This window comes from Paenibacillus kobensis NBRC 15729, assembly GCF_004000825.1.
Taxonomy (GTDB): domain Bacteria; phylum Bacillota; class Bacilli; order Paenibacillales; family Paenibacillaceae; genus Paenibacillus_T; species Paenibacillus_T kobensis.
The window spans coordinates 198,533-220,181 of the sequence record NZ_BILZ01000004.1 but is presented as its reverse complement, the minus strand read 5'-3'; the positions used below and the strand labels follow the sequence as shown (position 1 = coordinate 220,181).

18 protein-coding genes and 1 pseudogene are annotated in these 21,649 nt (G+C 44.0%); 15 read left to right on the top strand and 4 right to left on the bottom strand.

Going from position 1 to position 21,649, the window contains the following annotated elements; genetic code table 11:
* The 12 genes and pseudogenes from PKO01S_RS28675 to PKO01S_RS04895 all read left to right on the top strand — a co-directional run.
* A pseudogene (locus PKO01S_RS28675) lies at positions 1 to 493 on the top strand (hypothetical protein); the annotation flags it as partial.
* A gap of 103 nt (positions 494 to 596) precedes the next feature.
* Entirely contained in the window at positions 597 to 1,457 is an 861-nt protein-coding gene (locus PKO01S_RS04945) for a COG4705 family protein (protein ID WP_127530193.1), read from the top strand.
* A gap of 1,106 nt (positions 1,458 to 2,563) precedes the next feature.
* Positions 2,564 to 3,211, top strand: a complete 648-nt coding sequence (gene tmk, locus PKO01S_RS04940; protein ID WP_164779484.1) for a dTMP kinase — start codon at positions 2,564 to 2,566, stop codon at positions 3,209 to 3,211.
* Positions 3,212 to 3,438: 227 nt separating this feature from the next.
* Positions 3,439 to 4,740, top strand: coding sequence for a hypothetical protein (locus PKO01S_RS04935; protein WP_127530191.1), 1,302 nt, complete (start codon positions 3,439 to 3,441; stop codon positions 4,738 to 4,740).
* Positions 4,741 to 4,767: 27 nt separating this feature from the next.
* Positions 4,768 to 5,493, top strand: coding sequence for an aspartate/glutamate racemase family protein (locus tag PKO01S_RS04930; protein ID WP_127530190.1), 726 nt, complete (start codon positions 4,768 to 4,770; stop codon positions 5,491 to 5,493).
* A gap of 120 nt (positions 5,494 to 5,613) precedes the next feature.
* Positions 5,614 to 6,618: a hypothetical protein gene (locus tag PKO01S_RS04925; protein WP_127530189.1), complete on the top strand. Its 1,005-nt coding sequence runs from the start codon at positions 5,614 to 5,616 to the stop codon at positions 6,616 to 6,618.
* 444 nt (positions 6,619 to 7,062) lie between these two features.
* Positions 7,063 to 8,130 (top strand): nucleotidyltransferase family protein, encoded by a 1,068-nt coding sequence (locus PKO01S_RS04920; RefSeq protein ID WP_164779483.1) that lies wholly within the window; start codon positions 7,063 to 7,065, stop codon positions 8,128 to 8,130.
* A gap of 10 nt (positions 8,131 to 8,140) precedes the next feature.
* Complete coding sequence (locus tag PKO01S_RS04915) at positions 8,141 to 9,259, top strand: aminoacyl--tRNA ligase-related protein (protein WP_127530187.1); 1,119 nt, start codon at positions 8,141 to 8,143, stop codon at positions 9,257 to 9,259.
* Positions 9,260 to 9,313: 54 nt separating this feature from the next.
* On the top strand, positions 9,314 to 9,574 hold the full coding sequence (locus PKO01S_RS04910) for an acyl carrier protein (protein ID WP_127530186.1): 261 nt from the start codon (positions 9,314 to 9,316) through the stop codon (positions 9,572 to 9,574).
* Positions 9,571 to 10,587, top strand: coding sequence for an ABC transporter ATP-binding protein (locus PKO01S_RS04905; protein WP_127530185.1), 1,017 nt, complete (start codon positions 9,571 to 9,573; stop codon positions 10,585 to 10,587). The genes PKO01S_RS04910 and PKO01S_RS04905 overlap by 4 nt, the downstream gene beginning before the upstream one ends.
* The gene (locus PKO01S_RS04900) at positions 10,584 to 11,372 is read left to right on the top strand and encodes an ABC transporter permease (protein ID WP_127530184.1); all 789 of its coding nucleotides are present in this window, start codon (positions 10,584 to 10,586) and stop codon (positions 11,370 to 11,372) included. Before PKO01S_RS04905 ends, PKO01S_RS04900 begins: the two co-directional genes overlap by 4 nt.
* Before the next feature lie 3 nt (positions 11,373 to 11,375).
* Positions 11,376 to 12,185, top strand: coding sequence for an ABC transporter permease (locus PKO01S_RS04895; RefSeq protein WP_127530183.1), 810 nt, complete (start codon positions 11,376 to 11,378; stop codon positions 12,183 to 12,185).
* 357 nt (positions 12,186 to 12,542) lie between these two features.
* Here the strand turns inward: PKO01S_RS04895 and PKO01S_RS04890 are convergent, their stop codons facing one another.
* Positions 12,543 to 13,556 (bottom strand): glucosaminidase domain-containing protein, encoded by a 1,014-nt coding sequence (locus PKO01S_RS04890; RefSeq protein WP_127530182.1) that lies wholly within the window; start codon positions 13,554 to 13,556, stop codon positions 12,543 to 12,545.
* A 423-nt stretch (positions 13,557 to 13,979) separates the two neighbouring features.
* On the opposite strand from PKO01S_RS04890, the gene PKO01S_RS04885 reads away from it, so the two are divergent.
* Genes PKO01S_RS04885 through PKO01S_RS04875 form a run of 3 tightly spaced genes read left to right on the top strand, consistent with a single transcriptional unit; the run spans position 13,980 to position 18,255 of the window.
* Entirely contained in the window at positions 13,980 to 15,761 is a 1,782-nt protein-coding gene (locus PKO01S_RS04885) for a cache domain-containing sensor histidine kinase (RefSeq protein WP_127530181.1), read from the top strand.
* 25 nt (positions 15,762 to 15,786) lie between these two features.
* Positions 15,787 to 17,040: an ABC transporter substrate-binding protein gene (locus PKO01S_RS04880; protein WP_164779482.1), complete on the top strand. Its 1,254-nt coding sequence runs from the start codon at positions 15,787 to 15,789 to the stop codon at positions 17,038 to 17,040.
* 27 nt (positions 17,041 to 17,067) lie between these two features.
* Complete coding sequence (locus PKO01S_RS04875; protein WP_127530179.1) at positions 17,068 to 18,255, top strand: response regulator; 1,188 nt, start codon at positions 17,068 to 17,070, stop codon at positions 18,253 to 18,255.
* Here the strand turns inward: PKO01S_RS04875 and PKO01S_RS04870 are convergent.
* From PKO01S_RS04870 to PKO01S_RS04860, 3 genes are all read right to left on the bottom strand, one after another.
* The gene (locus PKO01S_RS04870; RefSeq protein WP_127530178.1) at positions 18,245 to 19,078 is read right to left on the bottom strand and encodes a carbohydrate ABC transporter permease; all 834 of its coding nucleotides are present in this window, start codon (positions 19,076 to 19,078) and stop codon (positions 18,245 to 18,247) included. The genes PKO01S_RS04875 and PKO01S_RS04870 overlap by 11 nt on opposite strands.
* 10 nt (positions 19,079 to 19,088) lie before the next feature.
* The gene (locus PKO01S_RS04865) at positions 19,089 to 20,039 is read right to left on the bottom strand and encodes a carbohydrate ABC transporter permease (RefSeq protein ID WP_127530177.1); all 951 of its coding nucleotides are present in this window, start codon (positions 20,037 to 20,039) and stop codon (positions 19,089 to 19,091) included.
* Positions 20,040 to 20,141: 102 nt separating this feature from the next.
* Positions 20,142 to 21,422: an ABC transporter substrate-binding protein gene (locus tag PKO01S_RS04860; protein ID WP_127530176.1), complete on the bottom strand. Its 1,281-nt coding sequence runs from the start codon at positions 21,420 to 21,422 to the stop codon at positions 20,142 to 20,144.
* Between the last annotated feature and the right edge of the window lie 227 nt (positions 21,423 to 21,649).

Sequence of the window (21,649 nt, the reverse complement as noted above, 5' to 3'; positions counted from 1 at the left end):
AATATTGGCAACCATTGTCTTCTTAGCGATTACCAAATATGATTTTATTTCGAAGAAAGAAGGTGTCCAATCAAACGATACAATTAATAGTTCAAAGCTTGTATGGATCCAAATGCTTACAACCATTTGTGTTTTCTTAATGGTCGGAATCGGAGGGTATATCTGGTGTGACGAATATATTGTTCCAAAAATTGATTCATCACAAACGACCTTGAGCGGACAACTAAATGATTTTATTAGCATTGAAACAGACATCTTCGATAATATCAACGGTAATAATCTGAGTACAGCAAAAACTAAGGCAGATGACCTGGAATATGAATGGGATCAGTCTGAACCAAAGCTTAGAAAGACTGATCGTAAAACCTGGACTGAGATTGATGGCACTATTGATGAGGTGCTCGCTGCTGTACGAACCAAAAGCCCTAACATAAATAAATGTAACTCTGTAATCCAAGAATCTCTTGATGTCTTGAATGCGTCAAATTATTAATCATCCAAGTAGAATGAGAATAACTGGAACCTCTTGATTTATCACCTTGCTTTTTTAAAGAGGATAGGTATTTTGTAGTTCATTTTGAGGAGGGAATAGATTAATGGATAATACAAAGAAAAAATCTAGTTTAAGTTCTTCAATCAATAAAATACCACAACTAACACTTTTATTTTGGATTATGAAAATTGCCGCAACAACACTAGGGGAAACAGGAAGCGATTTAGTGACTGTTCCAGGATCAGAGGATAATTACTTAATTCCTTTCTTGTTTTTTGTCGGGGTATTTATAGTTTTTCTGACGATTCAGCTGTTCGTGAAGAAATACGTGCCACCTGTATATTGGGTAGTAATTACATCTACAAGTTTAGCAGGTACAGCATTTTCGGATTTCATGGATCGGTCATTAGGATTGGGATACATGAAAGGATCAATATTATTGATTAGTTTGCTAGCTGTTATCTTTTTATTTTGGTTTGTTACCGAACCTTCGTTAAATGTTAAAGACATCGCCACCAAAAGGGTAGAGATTCTGTACTGGATTGCTATCTTGGTCTCCAATACTCTGGGTACCGCAGCTGGAGACTTCTTATCTCATAAAAGTGAAGGTATCGGCAAGTTAGCTGGCGGGGGAAACTTCTTGGAGCAAGGCTTAGGCCTCACTATTGCGCAAGGTGCCATACTGACTGGAGGGCTCATTCTGTTGGTTCTACTGGCGTATTGGTTTACGAGAATCAACCGTGTTCTCTTATTCTGGTTAGCATTCGTTCTAACTCGCCCATTCGGAGCCACGTTCGGTGATTACTTAATCAAACCTCATGATAAAGGCGGATTGGGCCTAGAGAATGGTACTCAAATCGCATCTGCTATTCTGTTAGCCGCTCTTATCGTGTGTATTATCATTCAATATGTGGTTCAGACGAAATCAGCAATTGCCAACCAATCCGGCGCGTCCGTCACCTGAGAAATATAACAGCGAGGAGGCAACTGAATCTTTCAGTTAGCCTCTTTCACTTTATTACTGGTCGGAGAAAGAGAATTTGATCCGCAATCTCCGTTGCACTCGACACCAAGCCTTGCACAAGAGTCAATCCCTGGGCGAGGGCTGAATAATTTCGACCAAATTTTTAATATTTTTATCAATCGACCCCATTTCTTTCAAAAACATTAAGGATCATGGAACTACATTCTGTGCAACTGAAAAATGATGCACTGAATTATCAATTGTTTTATTTATTCGGGGGGCTACTTTCTTTGAACTAGTGACTGTAGGAGAGTTAGGGATATTTATAATGGTTTGCCCAAGTTTAGATTTATCTTTCTTATGAAATCCGTTTGCTTCATGAAGATCGAGAGTTAGATCAGGCCGGAAGGATCGGGCTAAATGCAATAATTGATCCGCCAGCTGATGCCGCGGACGTCGATCGGTCTTTTATGGAAACGTCCGATTCAGATCGGGGCAGCCTGGAAAACCACGACGATTCAACAAGATCTCTTCACTCCTTCCGAAATACAGCTAGGTATTATATTCGGTAGTTACACCATTGTTTTGGACTAACATCAAGATCAAAAAAAAATATCTCGGACAAACAAATTATGAAAATCCAGCAGAAAGTTCAGAAATCAATTCGAAATGGCAAGTTAAACAACAGCTGTTAGGCTGATCATGATTCGCTTAACAATCCTTTTCTTTGAAATAGGTGCATTTGTTTTCATTTCTTAAATTTCTATTCCAGCTACATAAGCCAAGCCTTAGGTGTCACGGGTATCTTAGTGGGTTGGACCCTCAGGTTATTTGCAGTTCGCCCCAATTTACTATGTACTGGTGGCCGGTTTATTCATGAATAGATTCCCACAATTTACAGTTAATATTGTAATTATCGTAAGACCTGATTTATTTTTTTTATCATGGTTATATCCCTGATATTGACAAGTGATTGTTGGTATCATATAGTAATTTAGGTCTGCAAAGGATGTAATTGAATTTGTGCGGATTTTGCAGAATATTTTCCTTGTAAAAAATTTAATAAAGAGTTATTTCATTTAAATCATCAAGAAGGAGAATGGGCTTTGAGAAAAGAATATTTCGCAGCTGATTTGGAACAAGTATTTCTAAAAGAAAGAAGCGACTCCGGTCTATTTATTACGATAACTGGATTTGATGGCAGTGGTAAAACAACGCAAATTGAAGCAATGGCTAACGAATTTAGAAAACGTAATAAAGATGTATTGGTAACAGCACAGCCTAATGATTGGTTTCGAAATCAACCAATTAATCGTCATTATTTAGAACATGGCGGGACAGAAATACAGGCTAGAATTTTAGCTTTAATGGCAGCAGCCGCTAGACTTGTTCATGTGCATGATGTAATTCTTCCTGCTTTAAATGAAGGTAAAGTAGTCATTTGTGATCGCTATGTTCACGCAGCTTTTGCGGTATTTCTTCATAGAGGAATTGATTCTAAATTTCTAGCAGATATTAACGAAGGTTTGCCTAGACCAGACTATTCATTTTATTTAAGTGTACCGCCAGAAACATTAATTCAACGACTTAACCATAGAGACAAGGGTAATCTAAAGTATGAGGAACGTAAAATTGAACGGATTACTTCTATTATTCACACTTATGAGCAGATGGGATCTCAATTGATCAAGATTGACGGGATCCAAGAAGCGGATCAAGTTACAAACAGCATAATGAAGCATATTAAGTTTTAACTTTTTGTAGAGTATGTAATTATACCATGCTGAAACTCGGCGAAAATTGCTTGTTGATGACAACGTTTTCAAAAAAAACTTGTTTGTGCCGTTAGAACTGGAAGCGGCAATAAACAAACTATTGCAAGGTTCTGGCGGAACAAACATCTATAAAGTAGTTTGTAATTCACGATAATTATCGATTTATTTTAAGATAAACTCGTTTATATTTGAAAAGAGGGTATCTCATGGAAAAGTGCTTATTGATGGGGAATGGTGGAAGGGAAGCTATAATTGCAAAAAAATTATCAGAGAAGTTTGAAGTATATGCAATTATGGCTCACAAAAATCCTTCGATCGTAGAAAGCGTGGAAGTTTCAAAAGGAAAGTACTTAATAGATGAAGATTTCGATAAAGATAATATGATAAACTTCATAAAAGAAAATAATTTGAAATTCTGTATTATTAATAGTGATTCACTATTGGAAAAAGGGCTGATTGATGTCGCCCGAGGGTTAGGAATGCATACTTTTGGTCCAACAAAAGAAGGTGCAAGGTTAGAGTGGGACAAAGCCTATGCCTTGAACCTCGTTAATTCGATTGCACCAGAAATGATGATAAGATCAACTATCGCAATTAACAAAGAAGATTTAGAAAAAGTAAAAGAATTATATATAGATGAAAATTTTGTTGTTAAACCCAATGGATTAACGGCAGGAAAAGGAGTTAAGGTAGGAGGAACACATTTCTCAAGTAAAGATGAAGGGTTTCATTATGCAGAACAATGCTTGTCACAAGATGGAATTGTAATTATTCAAGATAAAATAAATGGAAAAGAGTTTTCGATTACTGGATTTACGGATGGAAATAACTTGTGTATCTCTCCTGTTACTCGTGGCTATCAATATAGGTATGATAATGATCAAGGTCCGAGTACAGGAGGAATGGGATGCATAACGCAAAGTAATGGGCTCCTTCATTTTTTGTCAGAAAGCGATATTGAATTTTGTAAAAATGTTATGTTGAAAACTATTAAACAAGTCAATAAAACAACAAGTGTTTATGATGGCATTCTCTATGGAAGTTTTTTTAAATGCGATGACGGTGTTAAATTCATCGAGTATAATTCAAGATTTGGCGATCCAGAAGCACTAAGTGTAATTAGTGTTATGAACTCAGATTTTGCAAACGTTGTTTATGATATTTGTATGAAGAATGAAATTAACGATAGTAGTTGTGATTTTAATAAGCTAAGTTCTTACGTAGTTTGCGTAACATCAAAAGGTTATGCGGTAGATGATCAATTCGTACCGATAGAATTTACATTGCCAGATGAATTGTTAAAGAACACTGTCTGTGATGTATATTTTTACAATTCGCTGCAAATAGGAACAAACATTTATAAATCTACTGGAAATTCGAGATTAGTAGGATTTGTTAAGACAGGAAGTGACTTGATGGAAATAAAAAATGATGTGGATCAACTGTTAAGCAGCTATATATCTAAATCGAATTTAGACTTTAGATCAGACATCGCCCTGAAGTATTGACGCTCATTATTATAGAAGGTGCTTGCTATGAGTAAAAAGCTGGGGATAATTGGCGGAATGGGACCCAAAGCGACGAGCATTTTTTTTAGTAACATTATTAATAAAACAGTAGCAACTAATGATCGTGAGCATTTAGAAATGATTATATTGAACGATACAAAAATACCAGACAGGACAGCGGCAATTGAAGGCGGCGAATATCAACCGCTTTTAAACCAGTTGATCTCAGATGTGAGGATACTGGAATCATTAAAAGTTGATAATATTGCAATGCCATGCAATACATCGTGTTTTTTTATAGAGGAGTTACAAAGTCAGACTAATATACCCATAATCAACATGGTTGAAGAAACAGCGAAGCACATTGCCAATATTTCTGAGAAGCAAAATGTAACAGTTGGAATACTAGCTACAAATGGAACTATTAAAAGTCAACTGTATACTAACGCATTACAAAAGTATGGTATTAAGTGTATAGAGCCAGACGATGTGTTACAAGACCATGTCATGAACTTAATTTATAATCAAATTAAGAAAAATGGGCATGGGAATATAAGTGATTTCAATTATGTATTAGACAGAATGATTAAGTATGGCTGCAATTATGTGATATTGGGATGCACAGAATTGTCATATTTCAATCATAACTATTTTATTTCTGATTATTGTATTGATGCTCTAGAGGTTTTGACTAAGGTCTCTATAGAGTTGTCAAACAAAGAGTATAAGAAAACGCTAGTTTTGCAAAATTGAAAACGAGTATGAAGCATGCAGAAGACGCTTAGTACAAGTCATATCTGGTTATGCATGGCGTTCGCCGTTGACCTTGAAAGCGCTTAATCCGAATCCGTTGTAATTATATGGAGGAAATCGATGATAAAGTATCTTCCTATTCACAAACCTGAAATAAGCGGGTATCTTCATCACGCTTATCCGCTTGCTGTCATGTCAGACCACCCGTCTTTTATTCCGTGGTTTTATAGCAATTATATTCAACTCTACACTGCGAAAGACTTGGGCGGGGTACCATTTTATATTAATTTCTATCGTTACTTGGATTGGAATAATTATCAACTTCTAGATCATCAATATTTTGACAGAGAAGTCATGCCAGTAGATGACATTGTTGAGTATGTCATACACTGTATCGATTTGGATTATTGTTTTTACTCATTCGTCGATGAATTTTACGTTCCTGGCCGAACGCCTTATCAAAAAGTTCATTTTGATCATGAATTAATGATCTCTGGATATGACAAGACGAATCGAACTTTTAGGGCATCGAGTTTTATTAATGGGCAATACTCTGATTTTTCAATCTCGTTTCAAGATTTTAAGGATGCATATCAAAACAACAGCTTAAAATACGATTACATGAAATTGATTCGAGTCCTGAAGCCCAACTATTCTTCTACCTATGAATTTGATCCGTCCTTTGTGAACGAAGTGCTTAATGACTATTTGCACGCTCGGAACAGCATTGATCGATATGCAAACTTTGATTTATTTCATTATAAAAATATGACATTCGGTATAGACGTTTATCGAGAGCTTCAACTGTATATGAATAATTGCATGATAGAAGGTAAGACATGCGACATTTATCCTTTTCATATTCTATGGGAACATAAGAAGGTCATGGCAGGACGTTTTCGGTACATGATCGAGTTACATCATGATTCCACAATTCGCGATACGCTTACCCAGATCGCTGCAGCATATGAAGAAGTGGTAAATCAATCTGATAAAGTCCGATTTATGATCTTGATGTATCGCAAGACAAAACGCCAAAAGTTAATAATTGATGCTGAAAATGAAATACTAGTTATGAAAGAAAAGGAAGTAGATCTGATTAGTAAGTGGCTTGAAACTTATTAATGAGATAGTAGAATTAACTGCCTCAAAAAGAAAATCTAAAGTGATATATAATATGTAGAAATATGCAAACAATTGTCTTTTTATGTTGGAATATATGTGGTAGTATGAAGTTCGGCAGAAGAAAACATTGACATAAATCACATTTTGTTCAATAATTTTAACAAACTGTGAGTGTCTGTTTGGATGGCAATCAATCCACTAAAGGTTATATTTTAACTTTTAGGTCAAATAAGCTTTAATGTAGTTGCGCAAAGGCGCTATTCATTGCTGAAGTTGACAACGTTGATCGAGACAATTTTTTTAACAATGTCGCGGATCAGACCATAGAAATGTTACAAAGCAGCCAAATAGTCGAATTTTTGTTGTAACACTGTAAAGCTTATTTGATAAGGAACTTGGTTATTTTCACTTGTTTATACTTTTGATGATAGGATGATGATCGTAATGAGTCAGTTCGCTTTAGAGAAAGAATTGCTATTATTGTCTGTTCTGAAATACAGGACATCGGATGAGCAACAGAGGCTCGAGGAGATTTGCGAGAACCAGCTGGACTGGGGTTGGATTGGTGGCCAGCTATTCCATCATCGCTTGTCTGGATATTTCTATTTTGGATTAGGACAATTACGTAAGAAGCTGCTGGTTAACGAGTTTGATAAAGCGCTTCAATTGATTGTTAAAGCCCAGGCACAGCAGGCCAAAGAAATTAATGAAATCATTCTACCGATCCTGAATGAATTTGAAGCGGCAGGAATTCGTTATGCGGCATTGAAAGGCCTTGTGTTTAATGCAACTTTGTACGGACCGGGTGAGCGTCGTTCTAATGATAGCGACATATTGGTATCGGAGGAGGATTTGGACAAACTGGATCAAATTCTTCGAAAACACGGCTATATTCAAACGTACATGGAGAACGGGGAATACAAGGAAGCTTCACGTAAAGCGAAGATGATTCAACGAATGAACTATCACGATCTTGTCCCATATATAAAGCTGGTTGATTCGGAATTTATTAGCCATCATGAAATCGATGTGAATTTTCACTTTGATTCGAAGGATAACGATATCACTAAGGCTGTCTTTGATTTTGGCACTTATAACTATTCAAATGATAACTATGAAGTAAAGGGACTTCCGTGGGAAACGCATATGGCACAACTCTGTGTTCATTTCTATCGCGAAGGTTCCAGTAGTCTGTGGAGTAAGGGTAGACGTGATGTAGTTTTGTACAAAATGATAGATGTCGTTAATACGATTCGAGTGATCAGTGATGAACAGCGTATGATCCGCTGGGTAGATATGATGAAGGAGTTAAACCTAAATAAAGCCTGTTATTACACGCTATACTACGCTAACCAGTTCTATCCGGACCTTGTTGCTAAGGAAGTACTTCTCTCCCTCAAACCGGAAGACGTTACTTACCTCGAAGAAATTGCAATCTCAGGAGAAGACAAGGTTGTCAGACGCCGAAATTCCTTCACCTCCGAGGCTCTGAACTTAGTATATAAAAAATGAGGTCAAGCCTATGAACCAAATTTTTATATCTCTCAATCAAATTCATGAAGCGGACACAGACGATATAATCCGACTCATCGGATTTGCCTCCGAGCAAGTTATCTCTATCGATAAGACAGAGACTGGCTTGGTAGTGGTCCTGGAAGATAGGGCGGATGTAGAAGAAGTACAGTCGAAGATACACCGGATGATTAAGCACAAACAAGCACCTAATCAGCAAAGTGTTATCTATACGAACGGAAACGCAAAGAATCATGTGTATGGTACGGAGTTCCCCGATGATCTTGTTCGAAACTATGGAGATGGGTTGATCGGTCTGAAGGGGGAAGCTATTTGGCTGCTGGAATACTTTGATGCGAAATTTAAAACGATTGCACAAAGTCTTGCGGCCATTGAGACACAGTACCCTACATTGCTACCGATTACGGCTTTCGATAAAACGGGCTATCTTCGTACCTCGCCGCAGTATTCAATGTTTGTCTGCCATCCAAGGGAGGATGTCGACAATTTGCTCAAAGTTAGCCGTGAAGTCCAGAGAGGCGAGGTGAAGGAGCTTGTCGCTGAACCGCATCTTGTGCTTTCGCCAGCAGCCTGCTTCCACTGTTATATGGATTTGGAGCATGCCGAGCTCGCTGAACCATCGGTCTATACGTTCCGTCAGAAGGTATTCCGTCATGAAGGAAGGATGAACTGGGGCGGATTTGGTCGGCTGCGCGATTATCATGTTCGAGAGATTGTCCTTCTCGGCGACCATGAGTTTATCGTTAGTCAACGGCAGCATGTGCTTGAGGAGGTGAAGCGTGTTGCCGAGGAGATCGGCCTTATTATGCGGGTAAGCGTAACGAGTGACCCGTTTGTCATTCCATCCATGCAGAAGTTCAAAAAGATTCAGCTTGAGGAAGAAAGTAAGATTGAGCTTCAATTGGCCTACGGGCCGGACAATTATTTAGCGGTTTCTTCATTTAATATCCACGGTACGGCCTTTACGGAACCATTTGAGATTACGGTAAAGAATGTGCGACATACAGTCACTGGTTGCATAGGCTTTGGTCTGGAACGATGGGTTCTTGCTTTCATGGCCCAGCACGGCACCGATCCGGTACAGTGGAAAAAAATATTGAACGTGTAACTCCCTTAATTATACATTCGTTTTCAATAAAACATTTATATCGGAGGAAAAGAAATGACTAACATTGAACAAGCGATCATGGACTGCTACAAAAAGGTATTGGAAGAATCGGGACTAAACATAGAGCCTTCGATGGACGTAACGATTGGCAGAGACTCTGGCCTGGATTCGTTGGGTCTTGTCAACCTGATGATTGAGATCGAAGAGATGTTTGATATTACACTTGCGTCTGTTCTTGTTGAAATCAGGCAAAGTCATAAATTATCAGAACTGGTGCCGCTGATTGAGCGTGCTATTAAGGTCTGCAAGCCATGAGTGTCATCTCTGTTGAGAACATCTCCAAACATTTTTTAATTCCTCAGAAGAAGAAGGGGTTCTTAGGCTCTGTAAGTTCTCTCTTCTCCAACCAGTATGAAACGAAAGTTGCGGTAAAAGATATTTCGTTTCAGATCAATCAGGGAGAGATGGTTGGTTTTATTGGGCCCAATGGGGCTGGGAAATCGACGACAATAAAGATGCTGACCGGAATATTGGTTCCGACAGCAGGAGATGTAAAGGTCAACGGCAAAGTGCCATATAAGAATCGTGAGGAAAATGCAGCAAATATCGGAGTGGTATTTGGGCAGCGAACTCAACTCTGGTGGGATTTGCCTCTTTTAGAGTCTTTCGAGCTGCTGCGGTATATTTACAAAATTCCCGAGACGAAATATCGGACTAATCTGAGGTTTCTTACAGAGCTGCTTGAAGTCAATAGCTTTATCACAACTCCAGTTAGACAACTCAGTCTCGGGCAGCGAATGCGGGCAGACCTGCTGGCCTCACTGCTACACGATCCAGCGATTCTCTTCCTCGACGAACCGACGATCGGGCTGGATGCGATAGCTAAAGAACGAATCAGGGAATTGCTGGTTGCGATTAACAAGGAGAAGAATGTTACCGTCCTTCTGACTACCCATGATATGAGCGATATTGAGAAAACTTGTAACCGAATGATCATTATCGACAAGGGAAGCAAGATATACGATGGTGGGATTAATGAGATTCGCGCCAATTATGGAGAGTCGAGAACACTTGTTATGGACTTCGGACATACGCCGGTCATTCCGCAAATAAATGCGGTGACCTCAATTGAATGTGAGGGGCTGCGTTATCGAATACAGTTCCAGAAAAGCAAAATTTCCGCATCGCAATTGATCAGCTTGCTCTCGAAGGATAATGAATTGGTTGACTTGACGGTTCAAGAGCCGGAGATCGAGTCGATAATTAAGGAAATTTATAATGAGCCGTATAAGGTAAGTCAGGTACGGGAGAAGGAAGCTGTAAGATGAGGGTATACCTTAAAGTTGCGAAGCAATCATTCCAGCAGAAGCTGTCTTATAAGCTGGAATATTATCTCGGCTTATTTGGCTCAATTCTCAGCATCTTTATTACCAGTGCGATCTGGAAGGCTGTATATGGTTCGGAGGCTGTTGTTTCTGATGTAACGCAGACGCAAGCCGTATCGTACGCGCTCCTCGCGATATTGATGAGGACGACGCTAACCATGAATGAATTTCTCATCGACGGCAAAATCAGATCCGGAGAAATCGCAACAGAGTTGATTCGACCGTACAAATTCCTTGTCTATATTTTCTCGAGGGTAACCGGCGAGGTTGGATACAACATGTGGACGCGCATACTGCCATTGATAATCGTATCTGCCCTATGCTTTAATCTTGAAATCACGAACTCCTGGATACATATGATCGAGTTCGCTTGCAGTCTTGTATTAAGCTACTTTTTGCTCTTTTATATTAACTTGATTTTCTGGTTGCTGGCATTCTGGGTGCACCAGACATGGAGCTTAATTACTATAAAGAATGCGATAATTCTGTTGCTCTCCGGCGCGACAATTCCATTCTGGTTTTTGCCCGATTGGCTAACCCGGATATTGCAGCTGCTGCCCTTTAAGGACATCTACTTTACGCCACTAACAATCATACTAGGGAAAAGCATATCTGCCGATGTTTGGCGTCTCTATGGCGAGCAGCTTCTTTGGATTGCATTGTTTGCCATTATTAGCCTTCTGCTGTGGAGAAAAGCGCAGACCAAGCTCGTCATCCAGGGAGGGTAAAGGATGGAACGATTCAGTAAACACTCGGCGGCAGATTATGTCTCCTTGTATTTTAAGTTCGTAAAAATGATTATGATGTCCAGAATGATGTATAAGTGGGATACGTTTCTGCTATCGTTCTCTGTTCTGGTTCGTGAAAGCGTAACGGTCATCACGCTAGTTCTGATGCTAAACAAATTCTCGGTGATTGATGGATGGAATATGTCATCGCTGCTCTTCCTGTACAGCTTCGTCTTCCTATCTTACAGTTTGAGCATCCTTATGTTTACTGGTCTTAGGGATTTCGAAGAAGCTGTGCATCAGGGAGTGTTTGACGGGTACTTAACGAAGCCGCTCTCGCCTTTGTTCCATGTCATCTCGAAGAAGTCAGACGTGATGGCAACTTTCGGGCATGGTGGTCTGGGCATTATCCTGTTTGTATATTCGTTTAACAAAATCGGACTTGACTGGTCATTGAAGAGTATTCTCGTTGTTTTGTGGATGCTTGCAGGGGGAATCCTTGTTCAAGGAGCCATACTGCTCTTCTGTGCAGCGATTACCTTCTGGACGACGAAATCTAATGAAATCCAGAACATTCTGTTCTATCAAACACGCGGGTTTATCGCGTATCCGATTTCGATCTATCCCAAGGTAATAAAAGTAATATTAACAATGGTCATTCCGCTGGCATTCGTGAACTATTATCCGGCCAGCTATATGATTAAGCATGAGACGGTGTGGCTGCTGTCCCCTGTCGTGGGGCTAGTGGCATTCGCTCTCTCCTATGCTGTATGGCGGAGAGGGATGCTTCACTATAAAAGCACAGGCCACTAGTCGACTTCATTATTCGGTCTTGTCACAGCATGCAGGATCAATCGATGCTATCTAAAATAGGTTACTACTTAGGTCTCTCTGAACAAAAACGGAGAGGCTTTTTCCTATTACAATGCATCATGAAGTTTCTGGTTCGTCACCAGATCCATCCGCCATTTTTTTTCAGACACAAGCAAAATGAAACATTCTCGAGCACTAGGCCCGGGAGCAAACGAAGGTTCAAGAGAGAATCCACGGGATTCGTTTGCACTAATTTGAAAACTGTCTGTATCATGGAACAGATTCACTGCTATGAACGTTTTAGTCAACCCTCAGTATCTTGAGTCATTTTTCTCAAGTACTAAGCGCAGGAGCAAATCATAGAAGCTCTAGATCGCTCTTCATGATTTCTTTCACGTGGCGCGGCCATCTTGAGTTAGCCGGACAATACTTTTTGGCTACTTTGTCGACGGTCGTATAGCCTTTCTCTATGTATTTGTTGGCAATCAGTTCTCCAAATTTGAGGACGCAGTCCGCTTTCGTCTTGAAGCTGAGCCCCCGGTTGAATGCATCTCCGTCGATCGCGTTGAGACCGAACAGATTGTTCTTTTTTGTTGCCAGTCTGCTGCTGCCGTTTCCGCTTTCGAGCTTCATAACTGCGATGGTAAAGAACGCGTTGATGCCATACTTCTTTTCGACTCGCAAAATTGCTTTTTCCAACCCTTGGTCTTCCAAATCCGTCCCTTTCAAAATAAGCGCGATATGCTGTGCGGTCAGTCCCGAGATCGATTCGACTTCGGATGTGGGTGTGCTGATCTCGTTGACCTCTGTGTCGGCCGATAACGACTTGACCTCTTTGGCGCTTTTCTGCTGAGGCCCCGTTCTCTTCAATTCCCCCTTGATTGGCTTGGCGTACCCGCCATGCACGTATCCCCCGCCTTGTAATCGAAGCCAACCGTTCTCGGTCACGGACGATACTTCCAAAATGGTCCCTTTCTCAACGGTGCTGATGATTTCGGATTGATTGTACGCATGTACTCTAACGTTAAGATAATAGGCCGTCGTTTCGTATATATGAACAATCGGAGAGGAGAGGACATCTTGTTTCGCCTCGGTGAACTCGGACGGATCTGCCGGCTTGGTTGCAGGTGGCTTCTTCTCTTTCACTGGGGCCGTATAAGAATACAGAGATAACGGAACAGCATAAGGCAAGGGTATCGTGAACAACGTTTCGGTTTGCGCCCATTGCTTCGTTGCCAAAGCATGAGTATCGTCTTTTGGGGCAGCCAGGACGAAAGGATTCGAGAAGACTCCGAAATATAGACCGACGGTGAAAGCAACGATAACGGTTATCAAATAAGCAATAAGGGATTGACGGGTTTCTTTCGGCATGTATATCCACTCCTAATCGTAATGGGTGCGATGCGGACCGCAATAAATTGATTGATCCCACCGATCAATTGGACAGAGAAAAGGATGACATCCCCCGACTTGAAGTTTCGAGTCAGACAAGTTATTCAGATTGTAACGAATGATCGGTGAGAACCTTGTCAAACGCTCTGTAAACGAAGTTTTTAACTTTGTCGGATTCAAACAAAAAATCCGCGCTAGGCGCGGAATCATGCGATTTTCTCGCATTATGAGGAAATTCTTATTTTGTGGGCTCTTGCTGATGATTACGCCGATGAGATACCCCTGAGGTACATACGACGACGCTGAACTCGCGGTTTATTGAAATAAAGTTTTCCTGCTATACCATCCTCTCTCCCGTATAATAGAAGAGAGATTCGACAACGACACTCAGGAGGCTTCATCTTGGCACGCAAACCATCCATTCTTACGCAGCTGATTATCGGATTTTCGGTCATTCTGCTGCTGATCCTGTCCATTACAAGCTTTTTCTCCTATCATTATTCCTCACGTGTCGTCGTTGAGAAAACGTCCCGGTTCATGCTCGAGTCGGTGAAACAGATTCGAGGCAAGACAGACGTAATGCTGCTTGAATACGACCGGCTGTCTCAACGCGTCGCCTTCAGCCCGCAGATACAGCAGCATTTTGCTGCAGTGGCAAAAGGTAAGGCCACTGCGCTTGGGAAAACGGACATCATCCGTTTTGTATCCCAGCAAGCAAGGCTGACCGGTACAGATCTTACGCTTCACTTGATGGATTCGAAAGGAAACTTTTATTCGCGGAATGACGCTTTAACCTTATATTGGTCCTCGGAGGAGGAACTGCATCAGGTGGAATGGTATTCGGATATCCAAGCCCGCGCCGGGCGTATGCTGTGGGTATCCGGACCTGCATGGAGTAGCGGGACCGTGAATGCGGTTATCGGAGCACGGCAACTGAATGAATGGTCGTCGCTGGAGCCTCTGGGCGACATATTCGCGATGTTCTCTATCGACACGTTGCGCCGTACCATTGAAGAGGACGACCAAGGCTTGACCCGAAAAATCCATTTTATCGATTCGCGCGGCATTATCGTCTATTCCGCGGATGCCGAAGAAATCGGCAAACCGGTCGACCCGAAGCTGTTCGAGCGGATGAAGAGCAAAGACGACGATTTGTTCAATTGGGAACAAGGAGGCGAGCCTACCTACGTTGCCTATTCGACTTCCTCATACAGCGGCTGGACGGTAGCTGCCTATATTGATGCAGCTGACGCCGTCAAGGATCTGAAGCAGATGCAGAAGGGCAATTTTTTGATCGGTATATTTGCGATTTGTGCAGCATTGCTTCTCGTCACGTTTTTCGCTTGGACCGTTACGCGGCCGATTCGCTATCTCGCCCACCGTCTGAGCCGAGTTGAGCGGGGCATTCTGAGCCCATCGAAGAGCCGTCTTATCAACCATGAGGTTGCGACACTATTTGAAAGTTTCAATGGAATGGTTAAACATTTGAATGAGACCATTCAGGATTTATCTGGCCGGCAAGCAACCGAGAAGCAGGCGCAGATCATAGCACTCAAGGCGCAATTCCGACCACACTTTCTCTACAACTCTTTGAATACGATTTATTGGCAACTGATCAACGACGAGAATGAGAAAGCAGCGGGGATGGTGCTCACACTAAGCGATCTCATGCGTTATAGCATCCAGCCCGGATCTGAATTCGTTACGGTTCGCGAGGATCTGGATCAGCTTCATCGATATTTGCTTCTACAGAGAGCGCGTTTCGGCGAGAAGCTGCAGGTTGCTGTCGAGGCCGACGAAACGTTATATCCGCACAAAATGATGAAAATGCTTTTGCAGCCGCTCGTCGAAAACTCGATATCGCATGGGCTCGAAACGGTAAAAGGGCGGGATTGGCATGTCCGTATCGAAATTAGAAGTACAGCAGAAGGACTGCTGCTGGCGGTTGAAGATAATGGCATTGGCATGAGTGAGGATGAGATGGCCAAGGCGCTGGACCCGAAAGAGGATATGCGGGATTCGAACAGGCATCATTCCGGATTGGGACTAGCCAATCTGCAGCAGCGAATCCGGCTTGTGTATGGGAAGGACTATGGGATCAAGTTGATGGCAGGCCCGGAAGGCGGATTGCGGGTTGAGATCGTTCTGCCTCTTGACGGAGAAGGGGAAATGCAACATGCGTAATCGTTTCAAAGGAGTAATCCTACTCTTGTTGTCTCTATTGACGGCCTGCTCCTCCGTCCCTGTAGTGGAGGTAGCAGCGGTCCAGGAGCCGCACCCGTCCGAATTGACCGTATGGCTTCTGCCCGGTACAGGGCTTGAACCGCTCATTACGGAGTATGACCGTGAACATCCGGAGTTAAAGATACGAGTCGTTACCGCCCAATATGCCGACGTCCACAGCAATCTGCAGACCGCTCTTGCCGCAGGGTACGGCGCTCCGGATGTTGTTGTTATCGAAGGGACGTTCATCGACCGCTTCAAAAGCTTCTCCTCCCATTTTCATAACTTGTATGACTATGGGGCAGGAGCTTTGTCGAGCGAATATTTGGATTGGAAATGGATCAACGCGGAAAGTTCCGACCGGTCGTTCCTGCTTGCCTTGCCAACGGATATCGGTCCACTGATGCTGGCTTATCGCCGTGATTTATTCGAGAAGGCGGGACTTCCGTCCGATCGGCAGTCGGTGTCTCGATTGCTGCAGAGCTGGGACGATTATATCGAGGTTGGGAAGGCGCTGAAAGAGAAGGCCGGAACGAAGATGTTCAACAATTTAAGAATTATGTTCAGGCTGATGTTCAGCCAGTTGGATGAACAATACTTTGACCGTTCGACGGGACGATTGATCCTTGAAGAGAATACCGAAGCTCGAAAGGCGTGGGAATACACGATGAAAGCGGCCGAGCTCGGACTGTCTGCCAACATCGAAACCTATTTGCCGGAGTGGGGCGTTGCGTTAGAGAAAGGCAGCTTCGCGGTCATGCTGGCACCTTCCTGGATGACCGCCATTATTCGGAATAATGCGCCAAAAGCGGCTGGCAAATGGGATTTGGCGGAGCTTGGGCCTCAGCAATATGGCAACTGGGGCGGCTCATACTTGGCGCTGCCCAAGGAAGGCAGTCACCCGGAGGAATCATTTGAGCTAATTCGTTATTTGACCAGTCCTGAGCAGCAACTGCGGTTGTTCAGCGACAACGGCAATTTTCCGTCTACGCCGGGCGTTTATGAGAATAAAGCAATTCGCGATAAAATAGACCCTTACTTCAATAACTCCCCGGTCGGGAAGATGTATTCGGAAGCGGCTAGAAAAGTAAAGCCAACCTTCAAAGGCCCCCTCGCCGATGTCGTGGAGACCGCGCTGGATGAGGTGCTTCAGCAGGTAGATAACGGCACCGTGCCGCCGGCAAAGGCATGGAATGAAGCGCTGCGCCGGACGGAAGCGGCGTTGGCCTTGTACCCTTGATCGAGCAGAAGAGGAGATGGAGCATCCATGCATATATTAATCGTAGATGATGAACCGATGGTTCGGTCCTCCATTGCGCGTGTCGTGACTGCGCTAGGTGAGCCATATGCTGCCTATGAAGCGGACGACGGCGAGGATGCGATCGCAATGATTCAGAAGGAGCCGATCGACCTGGTCATTACCGACATTCGCATGCCGGCTGTCGATGGCCTGCAGCTCGCCGAAATCGTCCGCAGGCTGTATCCGCACATACGCGTTGTGCTGCTGTCCGGCTATTCCGAATTTGAATATGCATTGTCGGCGCTGCATAGCGGAGTCTATGAATATTTACTGAAGCCGGCGTCGAAGGATAGCTTGTTGAACTTGATCTTTAAAGTGCACGAGGAATTGCAGCAGGAAAAAGCACAGGACCTATTAGGAAGACTCAGAGAGAATAGTGTCATGGAAAAGCGGGTTCAAGAGCTTCTATACGGTTTGCCGGTTCCGCATGCCGATAAAGACTTATTCCCGGATTTTCATTCGCTCGCCGTATTCGTCATTCGAGCTGAAACGACGGAATTGCCTCCGCGATCTCTCCGGTTCGCAATGAAGAATGTCATAGAAGAGCTTCTTGGAAAAGCAGGCAAAGCAGCAGTCATTGTAGAGGACAGCCATTTGGTCGGCGTGCTGTTTGCTTCAGCGGATCTGGGAACGAATGGGTACTGCGATGAAGTATCAGGTGAAATTTCCAAGGTGCTTGCTCAGCTTTACCGGGTCGCAACTACGATCCGATATTCCGCGGGCAGCGGGGGGCTGGATGAGCTTGGTTTGTTATATGTAGAGGGTATGAGAAGGTTAAGCGGTATGGATGCATACAGTACGGAAGCTGACGTGCAGACGGAACGGGAAGAGTGGCATCGGCTGGTCAAAATAACGTTAAAATGGATCGAGGAGGAGTATGCGGGAGAGCTCACGCTGGCTTCCGCTGCGCAGCGGTTGTTCGTCAACCCTAATTACTTGAGTGTGTTGATTAAAAGCCAGACGGATATGACCTTCACGCAGCATCTCGTCCGTGTTCGGATCGGGAATGCCAAGCAGATGCTGGCGGAAACCCAATTGAAGATTTACGAGATCTGCGAGAAGGTCGGATATGCGGATCAAGCTTATTTCAGCCGGCTGTTCAAGGCGTCGACGGGAATGACGCCATATGAATACCGGGAAAAAGTCACCCTTTGACCGCACCTTCCGTCACTCCGGCGATGAATTGCCGATTGAAGAATAGGAAGATAAGGAAAAGTGGAAGCGTTGCCAGTACCGAGCCGGCCATGATCAGAGACTTATCCGCATAGTACGTATTCACATCAAGACGTACTAGAGCCAGCTGAACCGTAAGCATTTCGTTCGATTTGAGCACGATCGATGGCCACAGGAAGTCGTTCCATGAATTCATGAAGGTCAGAATGCCCAGCGTTGCGAATGCGGGTGCGATCGTGGGCACGACAAGGCGGTAATAAAGCTTCGCATTGCTGCAACCGTCGATTTTGCCGGCCTCCAGCATCTCGTTCGGTACGGCAGCGTCGATATATTGCCGCATGAAGAATACGCCGAATGCGCTCACCATGCCTGGGACGATAACCGCCTTCAAGTCGTTCAGCCAGTTCAGCTTGCTGATGATCATGTACTGAGGAATCAGTCCGAGTTGCAGCGGAATCATCATCGACCCCAGCACGAAGAACAGCATGATTCGGCTCCCGCGGAAGCGGAGCCTTGCGAAGGCAAAGCCGGCAAGCGAGCTGAACAACAGCATCGACGCTGTAATAACCGTCGATATCAGGAATGAATTGCCTAAGGTAAGCAAAAAGTTGATGTTATCATTAAAAATGACTTTATGCATATTCTCCACTAACTTATTACCATAAAAAATGGCTGGAGGAACAGCTGATATTTCAGCCGCTGAGCGGGTCGCAATCACGCTCATCCAGTAGAATGGAAATAGCGAGAATGCAGCGCAGATGGTGACCAGCAAATAGGCGACCCATCGCAAGAACGGATTTTTCATGGCAACCTCCTTAATCGCGAAGCTTACGCACGACGAATGTGTTGAATAGGGAGAACAGCATGATTAATAAGAAGAGCAAGTTAGCAATGGCAGACGAGTAACCGAATGACCGGTCGGTGAATGCCGTTTTGTACAAGTACATGACGACTGTAAGCACTTGGTTGCTGCTCCCGCCGTTAACGGCTGCGCCAGTTCCGACCAAGGACGTCATGAAGGAGTATGGTTCGGTGAAAATTTGCAAACCGCCGGTCGTTGCGATGATCAATGAGAACAGCAGAGTTGGCATCAGCATCGGAAGCGTAATGCGAAAGAACTGCTGTGTCTTGCTGGCGCCATCAATCGTCGCAGATTCATAGAGATCATTCGGAATGGATTGAAGGCCGGCAAGCTGAATGATCATGTGAAAGCCTAAGTAGCGCCATAGAATAAGCATCGAGACGGCAAATTGCGTCGCCCAAGGCGTGACGACCCAGTCGATTCGATTCAGCCCTATCGAGTCGAGCAAATAATTGACAAGCCCGTACTTTACGCTGAATACGTTGGCGAAGATAAGGCTGATCGCGACGAGCGATGTGATATTCGGCAGGAAGATGAGAAACCGAAACACACCTTTCCACTTGAGGAAAGCTTGGTTGAGCAGAACGGCCATTAGTGTGGCGAGCAGCAATTGCAGGGGCACCGATTCGAACCAGATGATGAATGTGTTGCGAATCGACCGCCAGAACAGAGGATCCTGCGTCAGCAGCAGCCGGTAATTCCGGAAGCCGACGTATTCTTTATCGCCGAGCAAGCTCCACTTGTGAAACGAAACATAAATCGTGTATAGGGCCGGATAAAGACCGAAAATGGCAAATAAGATAAAAAAGGGCGATGTGTACAGTAAGCCCGACAAGTTGTCGTTCTGCCGTCGTTTGAACCGGGATTTTCTGACGGATTGCTCGGTGCTCGGGACGATCTCCATGCCATGTCCTCCTTTTTGCGTTAAAAGACTTAGAGCAGGCCGTGTCCTTGATTGGACACGGCCTGTTGGTTTGTTACCCTTTTGCCGCAGACTGAAGAACGATTATTTGCTTAGATTCGCTTTGACTTCCTTGACGAAGTCTGCCCATGTTTTTTCCGGATCTTCACCTGCATCGACCTTCGGAAGATAATTGCTTGCTGTCGTGGTCACGGATGCCCAGTTGTGAATGGAATCAATCGGCTGCACTTGCTCCGCTGCCTTAGCGAAGATCTCGCCGACCGGCGCGTCGCTGTAGAAGGCGTCTTTTTTCGTCTTGAACGCATCATCGCTGTACACGCTAGGCGTCGAAGGGAAGTTTCCGTTCGTCTTATAGAGCTCCAATTGTTGAGCGGGAGCCAGTACCCAGCTAATGAAGTCGTAAGCTTCCTTCTGATGTTTGCTTTGCTTCGGAATGAGCAGGAATGAACCGCCCCAGTTCGCCGATCCGCCTGGCATCATCGCGATATCCCATTGGCCGGAAGCGCTTGGTGCATTATCGCGTACGATGCCCAGCATCCACGGAGGAGCGAACAGTGTTGCAAAATCGCCCTTATCGAGACCGACGTTCCAATCGGCCGAGAAGTCCGGTTGCTTGGCGGTTAATCCAGCGCTCGACAGCTTGGCGGCGAAGTCCCAAGCCTTCTTGACTGCAGGGTTCGTCTCGATAGACAGGTTGCCGTCCTTATCGTAGATCGTATACTCTCCTGCTTGTTGGATAAGCGGCAGGAACGCACCGAAGTAGGCATCCGTTGCGATTGGCTTGTTGGCCTTTTCTTTAATAATCAAACCGGTATTGTAGTAGTCATCCCAAGTCGCGACCATTTTGGATACCGACTCACGATCTGAAGCGAGCCCCGCTGCTTCAAAAATATCTTTGCGGTAAGCCATCGCCATCGGACCGGAGTCGGTCGGAATACCGTAGATGAAGCTGCCGTCTGCACTCGTGCCTTGTTTCCAGCGGGTCTCCAGGAAGTCGCCCCCCATCTTGTCCGCGCCAAAGTCTTTCAAGTTCACCCAATAGTCTTCGTTCTTCAGAAGCGGGATATCGTCGACTGCAGTGATGGCGATGTCCGGCACGCCGCTGCCTGCAGACAAAGCCGTAATCAGATTCTCGTTGCGGTTTTTGTCATCCACTTGCACGTCGATTTTAATATTAGGATGGTCATTCTGATATTTCTTGATGAGGTCGTCAAGCCCTGGACCGTTAATGCTCCAGAAGGTCAACGTTACGTTGCCCCCGCCCCCTGAATCAGATGAGCCGCTGTCTTTCGAGCTGCATGCCGTCAAGCCAATCAGCAGCGCCATTCCGGCTGCGGCCATTTTTAATTTTTTTCCTCTTGGCATTTTGCAAAACCCCCATTGTCGTTTGGTATGAAAACGGTTGCAAACTAACTATAGCAGGGGACAGCAAGGGGATGTAATGTGACCGATGTTAGATATTTTGACTTATTATTTGAATCAGGTAATGTATAGCAGCTTATATAAGGAATAGCGAAGTTGGAACCCGCCATAAAAACACACCTTCCGACAAAATTAATACATGTTCTTCCGAATTGCTTCTCTCTATAGTA